Annotated in this window: 6 protein-coding genes; 4 read left to right on the forward strand and 2 right to left on the reverse strand. The window is 56.5% G+C overall.

All coding sequences use genetic code 11. The annotated features are described in order from the left end of the window. Positions 1-413 precede the first annotated feature (413 nt). Both AACS24_RS11040 and AACS24_RS11045 read left to right on the forward strand, forming a co-directional pair. Positions 414-827 carry a septal ring lytic transglycosylase RlpA family protein gene (locus AACS24_RS11040; RefSeq protein WP_108570705.1) on the forward strand — a complete coding sequence of 138 codons (414 nt, stop codon included), beginning with the start codon at positions 414-416 and terminating at the stop codon, positions 825-827. 116 nt (positions 828-943) lie between these two features. Beyond that, positions 944-1,711 carry a hypothetical protein gene (locus AACS24_RS11045; RefSeq protein ID WP_108570706.1) on the forward strand — a complete coding sequence of 256 codons (768 nt, stop codon included), beginning with the start codon at positions 944-946 and terminating at the stop codon, positions 1,709-1,711. 78 nt (positions 1,712-1,789) lie between these two features. Here AACS24_RS11045 and AACS24_RS11050 read toward each other — a convergent pair whose 3' ends face one another. Both AACS24_RS11050 and AACS24_RS11055 read right to left on the reverse strand, forming a co-directional pair. Further along, the gene (locus AACS24_RS11050; RefSeq protein WP_033113256.1) at positions 1,790-1,993 is read right to left on the reverse strand and encodes a hypothetical protein; all 204 of its coding nucleotides are present in this window, start codon (positions 1,991-1,993) and stop codon (positions 1,790-1,792) included. Positions 1,994-2,119: 126 nt separating this feature from the next. After that, the gene (locus tag AACS24_RS11055; RefSeq protein ID WP_108570707.1) at positions 2,120-3,352 is read right to left on the reverse strand and encodes an esterase/lipase family protein; all 1,233 of its coding nucleotides are present in this window, start codon (positions 3,350-3,352) and stop codon (positions 2,120-2,122) included. A 565-nt stretch (positions 3,353-3,917) separates the two neighbouring features. Between AACS24_RS11055 and ygeW the strand changes: the two genes are divergently transcribed. Together ygeW and AACS24_RS11065 are read left to right on the forward strand one after the other, a co-directional pair. Further along, entirely contained in the window at positions 3,918-5,105 is a 1,188-nt protein-coding gene (ygeW, locus tag AACS24_RS11060; RefSeq protein WP_108570708.1) for a knotted carbamoyltransferase YgeW, read from the forward strand. Positions 5,106-5,261: 156 nt separating this feature from the next. Then, positions 5,262-6,000, forward strand: a 739-nt coding sequence (locus AACS24_RS11065) for a diaminopropionate ammonia-lyase (protein WP_108570709.1), incomplete at its 3' end; no start/stop codon positions are given.

The following is a 6,000-nucleotide window of genomic DNA, read 5'->3' on the forward strand; positions in this document are numbered from 1 at the left end:
TCGCCTCCCTTTTTATTGGAAAAATATGGCAAAGTAGCGGCGCTGTCCGTGATGAGATAAGGCTGAGAATGAACAGGCTTGTCCAGATCTGGCCGAGCATCGCCCTCTGTTGTGCTGTGTTTCGGACGCAGATCGGAGGGCGTTTGCGTGCTCGAGTTGGCAAACGAGAGCAGAGAAGTGGCACCTTGATTGTCTCTTGGGTGCAACAGTTATGATTTAAAGCCTGTATTTATTGCAACAATCGTGGTGGCCATGGCCATGGCCATGGCGTTGGCAACAGGGCTTGTCCCAAAAAATGGCAAGGGGCCGCCTACATTGCGGTGGCTTGCCGGTATGGGGAGAATATCCCCGCTACTGCGACGCGATATGATTAGCCGGGCTATCCAACCGGCAAGGTGAGCGAGGAGAAGTAGATGCGCGGCATCGGGAGAGAGGGAGTGGTGCAATCGGCCTGCAAAGGGGGGCTGTTGCTTGTCTGCCTGCTGCTGGCCGCCTGTAGCAGCCGTTATGACGAGAGCCATGGCGGCAGCTGGCGCGGCTATAGCGAGACCGGTTACGCCAGCTATTATGCCGACCGCTATCACGGTAAAAAGACCGCCAGCGGCGAGCTCTATCGCAACAACCTCAATAGTGCCGCCCATATGGAGTTGCCCTTTGGCTCTATGGTGCGGGTTACCAACCTCGCCAACGGCAAGAGCGTAGTGGTCAAGGTCAATGATCGCTGCGCCTTTAAAAGCGGGCGTATTATCGATCTCTCCAAATCCGCCTTTAGCGCTATCGCCAATATTCGTGAAGGTGTTATCAAGGTAAAGGTTGAGGTGCTGTGAAGTACACTCGGTACCCGGTTGGTAGCGCCATCTATCGTTAATTTTTGTGTGGAGGAGTCAGCGCGATGAGATGTGAACAATTGAAGATTCAAGCGCCATTTACCCTTGGCAGTAAGATGAAGGGCTTATGGGCTACGTTGTTGCTGGGAACATTGTGGGTAGCTCTCCCCGTATCAGCCGACGAAGAGCAGTTGCCGGCCGAGTATCGTCCCTTTGTGCAGCAGTTGGTCGATGCGGCAGAAGCCCGGGATCATCAGGCCCTTGCCAATCAAATGAAATACCCCTTCAAGTTGGAGTATCCCATTCCCGCCATCAAAACCCCGGCTGAGATGCTGACCCGTTTTGACGAGGTGTTTGATGACGCCATTTTAACAAGCATCGCTACCTCCCGGGTCGGGCAGGATTGGCAGACCATGGGCTGGCGCGGCATCATGCTGGGCAGTGGCGAGGTCTGGATGGATTTTGATGGCAAGGTCATCGGTATCAATCATCAGACGGCGCAGGCCGCCAAATTGAAAGCCGAGCTTATCGCCAGGCAGAAGAGCGGTCTGCATCCCAGTGTGCAGGAGTACAAAAGCCCCGAGCTGATGTGGCAAACCGAGAAATTTACCATCCGCATCGATGAGTTGGACGATGGCCACTATCGCTACGCCTCCTGGGCAAAGGGCAAGACGCTCGCCGACAAGCCGGATCTGGTGCTGAAGAATGGCACAGTCAGGATGGAAGGGACGGGGGGCAATCATACCTATCTGTTCACGAGCGGCCCCTATCGCTACGAGTGTGTCGTCACCGTATTGGGTGAGCGAGGCGTGCCACCGGGTGAGCTGGTGGTCTATAAAAACGACGTCGAGATAGTGCACCAACCGGTGATCAAGGTGCTGTGACGCCAACGTCATATCACGACTTATTAAAGAGCGGCCAGGTGCCGCTCTTTTGCTTTCGCAAATGAGGTATGAGCTGAGCTAGCTTTGCGGCACCCTGACCCCTTTATCGAGATAGAGGCTGCTGTAGTTGGCCCTGTGGGTGACAAACATCACCTGATGGCGGCTGCCGTCGGAGAGGATAAGGAAATCGCCCGCCTGGGCGGGGCTTTGCAAGGAGACCTCCTGCTCGGGGGCTGTCAGGCGGTCGACATCATCCTTGAAGGTGAGGGTGTAAGAGAACATATGGCGCTCCACTGCTGGCTCATATCAAACACTGCCTCCAAGGCTAGCTGCTACGAGCACAGCATGCGGCGCCCGATTGGCGCTGTTCGACCAAAAACCTGAAACGGCATGCAAAGAGAAGGGGGATCACCTGGCATCGTCAAGCCAGTCCAGCAGTTGTGCGCCAACCACCGGGCTACCGAGCAGCGCCATATGAGTGGTGCGATAGGCGATCAGAGTATGTTCGGGAGGAAAGTCGAGTTGATGTGCGCGCTCCCGGTGCAGGCCCAGCGCACTGCGCAGAGGCACCAGTCCATCGCCAATCAGCCGCTCTGCCAGCAGGGTGCGTTTGGCGGAAGTGGTGCCCGCGATGGCAAAGCAGGCCACTCCACTTGGAAGCGGGAGCGGTTGGCGGGGATCGCGCCCTATGGTGCGCTCCCTGTTATGACGGGAGGCATCGATGACCTTGCCATGGCGCAGATCCCGAATGCCCTGGCTGCGTATGCGGGTCAGCTTCACAAAGGGCATGCTGTAAGGGGTGACTGGCAGCAGTTGCTCCAGCCAGTGGCCAGCGGATTCGAGCGGCGCACCATGGTACGGCGTGCCAAGAAAGATCAGATGCCGCAGTCGCTCGGGCCAGCGCAGTGAGTGGATTTGGGCGTAATGGCAGGCACTTCGGATAACCAGTCCCCCCATGCTGTAGGCCAGCACGCTGAGCTGCTTGATGGCCCCCGGCCATCGGTCACACAGATCCTCCAGCTGCAGCGCCAGCGCCTGTCCGTTGCTGGCAATGGAGAGACCCGAGTTGTAGCGCAGATAGAGAGGCAGAAAGCCAAGCGCCCTGGCTACCGCTTCGCCATGGTTGACGGACTTCCCCTGATAGCTGGTGTGCCACTGCAGATCGTTCATGCAAAGGCCATGGATCATCAGCAGCACTCGCCCCGTGTGGGGAAGGTCGGCTGGCATGGTCTGCCAATCGAGTGGCCTGCCCTGATAGCGCAGAGTCATCGGGGTGGCGAGGGCGTTTTGCTGCTCGACCAGCTTGTCCCCCAGCACGCCATTGAGGGTGGCAAGCAGGGCCGCGCGCTTGGGCGTCTCTGCCACAGAAGGGTGCGCCGGGAGTGGCAGGAGGGCCAGCATGCCATTGATACCACTGCCGAGGCTATTGGCGGCCCCATGAACTCCCTGGTAAATAAGGCCGGTGAGCCCCGCCGTTTTACCCTTGTCCCGTCCCTTGATACCCATTCCGCCCAGTACCGCCTGATGCACCGCTTCAGTTATCTGCACGGTAGCGGGCAGCGCCTGGGTCAGCAGTTGCGCCAGTTCGCGGATATCCGAAAGATGCCAGGAGGAGGGCGACTTGTCGGTGGCATCGGTCATAAGCACTCCTTGCTGCGGTGGGTAAAGTGGCTGGCGCTCTTGGCTCATACTGCGAATGACGTTCAGGCCAAACCAGCTTGCGCCCTTTGGTCAGGGTTTACCAGTCTCGGAAAGGCGTGCCGGGTATTCGGACAGACTTGGCATATGTGGCTCACTGCCCTTTGCAATGCAGCAGGGAGGAGGGCGGGGCCGTCACCTCTCGGCTGCTTATCATAATGATAAAGTTGGTCTCCTTTATATCATTTCAGCCCCGAGCGATGCGTCCGGATGATAATTATCTCTACCGTTACTCGGTTTTATCACCCCATGAGATGTAGTCGCAGCAGGATAAATTCAGTGAGCGCATAACCTCATCAGCCAAATAGGGTTAATCGCTGCTACTTTTGTGGCGCCCATCACATACTTTTGCCATTTCTTATTATTCCGCCACAAATCCTTACCTTGGCACGCTTATTGATTGCCCTATATCGACGCTAACCGATGAGCTCACCCACAACCGGGATGCTGGTGACATCGTGAGTGAAAGGGGAGCTATCCATATCTCATCCAATGATTGGGGCGAACGATGAAAGCAGTGAACGAGTTAATCAAAGAGATCAAAGCACTCAAATCCAACCTGCATGAAAAAGATTTTCTGCTGACCTGGGAGCAAACACCTCAGGAGCTTGAACTGGTATTGAAACTGGCCGAATCCCTCAAGACACTGCGTGCCGAAAATATTGCTACCAAACTGTTTAACAGCGGGCTCGGTATCTCGGTTTTCCGCGATAACTCCACCCGAACCCGCTTCTCCTATGCCTCTGCGCTCAACCTGCTCGGTCTGGCCCAGCAGGATCTGGATGAGGGCAAATCCCAGATTGCTCACGGTGAAACCGTCCGTGAAACCGCCAACATGATCTCCTTCTGCGCCGATGCCATCGGTATCCGCGATGACATGTATCTGGGCGCCGGTAACGCCTATATGCGTGAAGTGGGCGCGGCACTGGATGAAGGGTTCGAGAAGGGCGTGCTGCCCCAGCGTCCGGCGCTGGTCAACCTGCAGTGCGACATTGATCACCCGACCCAGTCGATGGCTGATCTTGCCTGGTTGCAGGAGCACTTCGGCAGTCTGGAGAGCCTCAAGGGCAAGAAGATTGCCATGACCTGGGCCTACTCCCCGAGCTACGGCAAGCCACTCTCCGTGCCGCAGGGCATCATCGGCCTGATGACCCGCTTTGGCATGGATGTGACCCTGGCTCATCCGGAAGGGTATGACCTGATCCCGGACGTGATCGAAGTGGCCAAAGAGAATGCCAAGGCCTCCGGCGGCAGCTTCCGTCAGGTCACCTCCATGGAAGAGGCGTTCAAGGATGCCGAAATCGTCTATCCCAAGTCATGGGCCCCCTACAAGGTGATGGAACAGCGCACCGAGTTGCTGCGCGCCAATGACCACGCTGGCCTCAAGAACCTGGAGAAACATTGTCTGGAGCAGAACGCCAAGCACAAGGATTGGCACTGCACCGAGGAGATGATGAAGCTCACCAAGGGTGGCGAAGCGCTCTATATGCACTGCCTGCCGGCCGATATTTCCGGTGTCTCCTGCAAGGAAGGGGAAGTAACCGAAGGGGTATTCGAGAAATATCGTATCGCTACTTATAAAGAGGCGAGCTGGAAGCCCTATATTATCGCCGCCATGATCATGGCCCGTAAATTCTCCGCCCCGGGAGAGACCCTCGAAACGCTGCTGAAAGAGGCCCAGAAGCGGGTTAAATAAATAGCGTTGGCTGAAATAAATAAAAGAAATGGCAGGGGTGATCATTCCCCTGCCTGCTACAACAGCGGAATTGTCGTGAGTTTTCTCCCCGTGGTATCTGAATATCGGATTTCCCGGTGAGATGGCTCCCGACCCCATAATCTGGATGAGGTACGCATGTCCCAATTTTCTCTGAAGATGGATATTGCCGATAACCGTTTTTTTACCGGTGAACCATCTCCCCTGTTTTCTCGCGCCGAAGCACAAAAGGCCCGTGCCTTTCATAAAAAACTGGCCGGTTATGAGCCAACCCCCTTGTGTGATTTGAAAGATCTGGCCGCCTATATCGGGGTAAAAAATATTCTGGTCAAGGATGAGTCAAAACGCTTTGGCCTCAATGCCTTCAAGATGCTGGGTGGCGTTTACGCCATTGCCAACCTGCTCTGTGAAAAATATGGCGTGGCAGTCGAGGATTTCTCCTTCGATCTCATCAAGCGCACCATCAAGGAGCCGATGACCTTCGCCACCACCACAGATGGCAACCACGGTCGCGGCGTTGCCTGGGCCGCCAAGCAGGTAGGTCAGCATGCGGTGGTCTACATGCCCAAGGGTTCTGCCCAGGAGCGGGTTGACCACATTCTCAATCTCGGTGCCGAGTGCATCGTCACTGACATGAACTACGACGATACCGTGCGCCTGACCATGAAAATGGCGGAAGAGCGCGGCTGGCACATAGTGCAGGACACCGCCTGGGAGGGTTACACCAAGATCCCGACCTGGATCATGCAGGGTTACTCCACCCTGGCCGACGAAGCGGTCGAACAGATGCAGGATATGGGCATCAAGCAGCCGACCCACGTGCTGCTGCAGGCCGGGGTAGGGGCGCTGGCGGGCGGGGTGCTCGGTTATCTGGTGG

The organism is Aeromonas sp. HMWF016, from assembly GCF_963878195.1.
GTDB lineage: Bacteria > Pseudomonadota > Gammaproteobacteria > Enterobacterales > Aeromonadaceae > Aeromonas > Aeromonas lacus.

Excerpts from the sequence above, each read along its gene's own strand:
- AACS24_RS11055 (WP_108570707.1), bottom strand. The coding sequence starts at position 3,352 with ATGACCGATGCCACCGACAAGTCGCCCTCCTCCTGGCATCTTTCGGAT.
- ygeW (WP_108570708.1), top strand. The coding sequence starts at position 3,918 with ATGAAAGCAGTGAACGAGTTAATCAAAGAGATCAAAGCACTCAAATCC.
- AACS24_RS11045 (WP_108570706.1), top strand. The coding sequence starts at position 944 with ATGAAGGGCTTATGGGCTACGTTGTTGCTGGGAACATTGTGGGTAGCT.
- AACS24_RS11040 (WP_108570705.1), top strand. The coding sequence starts at position 414 with ATGCGCGGCATCGGGAGAGAGGGAGTGGTGCAATCGGCCTGCAAAGGG.
- AACS24_RS11050 (WP_033113256.1), bottom strand. The coding sequence starts at position 1,993 with ATGTTCTCTTACACCCTCACCTTCAAGGATGATGTCGACCGCCTGACA.